The sequence below is a fragment of the Mycobacterium sp. genome (genome assembly GCF_040398885.1).
Classification (GTDB): Bacteria; Actinomycetota; Actinomycetes; order Mycobacteriales; family Mycobacteriaceae; genus Mycobacterium.
The window spans coordinates 1-1,326 of the sequence record NZ_JBBATF010000313.1; the positions used below are offsets into that span (position 1 = coordinate 1).

A 1,326-nucleotide genomic window follows, 5' to 3' on the forward strand; every position below is an offset into this window, starting at 1 on the left:
GCGGGCGTAGCTCAATGGTAGAGCCCTAGTCTTCCAAACTAGCTACGCGGGTTCGATTCCCGTCGCCCGCTCCGGAACGACGCCGCCGCCGACTCCGCTGGTAACGACACCGTCGCGGTTCGGCGGCGAAAGGGTCGGCGGCTTCTTTCGGCACTGCCGGAAACGTAGATTCGAGACCGGTCCAGTGCCCATGCGGGTGGGATTGCTCACGGTCAGGAGGCACCCAGGTGGCACCGGTCAACGGGGCTTGCGACATCCGGTTCCGGGCGGTCCGGTCCGCATTCGAGCGCAACTTCAGCCGCGGCGGCGAGGTCGGCGCCGCGGTGGCCGTCTGGGTCGACGGCGATCTGGTGGTCAACCTCTGGGGCGGGTACGCCGACGCCCGCCGCCGGCGCCCCTGGCGGGAGAACACCCTGGCCAGCGTGTTCTCCGGAACCAAAGGCCTGACCAGCACCTGTGTGCACCTGCTCGCCGACCGCGGCGAGATCGACCTGGACGCGCCCGTCGCGCGGTACTGGCCGGAGTTCGGCCAGGCCGGCAAGGGCGACGTCACCGTCGCGATGGTGCTCGGCCACCGCTCCGGGGTGATCGCCCCACGCACCCGGATGCACTGGAGCGAGGTCACCGACTGGGACCGGGTGTGCGACGCGCTGGCCGCATCCGAGCCCTGGTGGAAGCCCGGGACCGCGCAGGGCTATCACATGGTCGCCTTCGGCTTCGTCCTGGGCGAGGTCGTGCGCCGGGTCACCGGACGCACCCTCGGGCAGTACCTGCGCACCGAGATCGCCGAGCCGATGGGCATCGACGTGCACATCGGCCTGCCCGCCGCCGAGCACCGCCGCTGCGCGGAGATGGTCAACAAGCCGCACATCCGCGACGTGCTGGCAAACGGCGGAGCCCCCGGACGCCCTGGGTCGCTCGACGAGCACCCGATGGCGGGGCTGTCGATCGCGATGGGTTTCGTCCCCGACGACGAACTGGGCTCCAATGACCTGACCACCTGGCGTTCGGCGGAGTTCCCCGGCACCAACGGCCACGTCTCGGCGCTGGGCCTGGCCACCTTCTACAACGGCCTGGCGCAGGAGAAGGTGCTCAGCCGCGAGCACCTGGAGCGGGTGCGGGTCTCGCAGGGCGGGTTCGACACCGACGTGGTGCTGGGACCTCGGGTGGCCGACCACGGCTGGGGGCTGGGCTACATGCTCAACCAGCGCGGCGTCGCGGGCCCGAACCCGCGCAGCTTCGGCCACGGCGGGTCCGGCGGGTCCTACGGGTTCGTCGACCTCGAACACCGCATCGGCTACGCCTACGTGATGAACTACTTCGACG

1 protein-coding gene and 1 tRNA gene are annotated in these 1,326 nt (G+C 70.5%); both read left to right on the forward strand.

Annotation, left to right across the window (positions count from 1 at the left end; all coding sequences use genetic code 11):
- Positions 1–71, forward strand: a tRNA-Gly gene (locus tag ADBZ5U_RS16410).
- A gap of 156 nt (positions 72–227) precedes the next feature.
- Positions 228–1,326: serine hydrolase domain-containing protein (locus ADBZ5U_RS16415; RefSeq protein ID WP_526811967.1), on the forward strand; the 1,099-nt coding region annotated here is incomplete at its 3' end.